Genomic DNA, 560 nt, shown 5'->3' with positions numbered 1-560 from the left:
CCAATCGAATGATTGCCCATGGCGCTCTGGCCCACAAATTGGCAAGAGCGGCTTACTACATAATGAGGGATAATGTAGCATTCGATCAGAAAAAGCTTTTTTCATGATATTTGGACGGGACGGCGAACCTGTCTTGGGGTTGGCGAAAAACCATCAAGCCTGATTGGCAACCGCCCCGTCCATTGGTTTTCGGGTTACTTTACCGCCCATGTCGTGAACCATCATAGGGTTGGTTTAAAACCATTTGATCTGTGAGATTTTTATAACTTGGACACGGCATGGAACCGCTGATTTTCTGGGCCGCCGGACGGCGGAAGGGGCAAGAGCGAATAATGGAATGAATCATCTCCACGCTTCGTTTCGAAAGCCTTGATCCTGATGGGTGACTGGTGCGGCGGAGAATCCGCCGACTCGAAAAAATGAAATACCGGGTGCGGCAAGGTGCTGAAAACCACTAACAGAGAACCATTCACACGCAAGCCCTTGCAAGGAAAAATTGTTTTTTTCTTGAATGGGGGAGTTTATTCATTGACAAGGGGCCTTTTAATGGGTGACCCCAT

At 48.4% G+C, this 560-nt stretch carries 1 pseudogene; it reads left to right on the top strand.

The window, feature by feature from the left end:
* A pseudogene (locus ACYQ8U_RS23180) lies at nt 1-107 on the top strand (IS110 family RNA-guided transposase); the annotation flags it as partial.
* Nucleotides 108-560 lie beyond the last annotated feature (453 nt).

It is taken from the genome of Desulfocastanea catecholica, assembly GCF_054657295.1.
The sequence above is the reverse complement of the archived record's forward strand: the minus strand, read 5'-3'. Positions and strand labels throughout refer to the sequence as shown.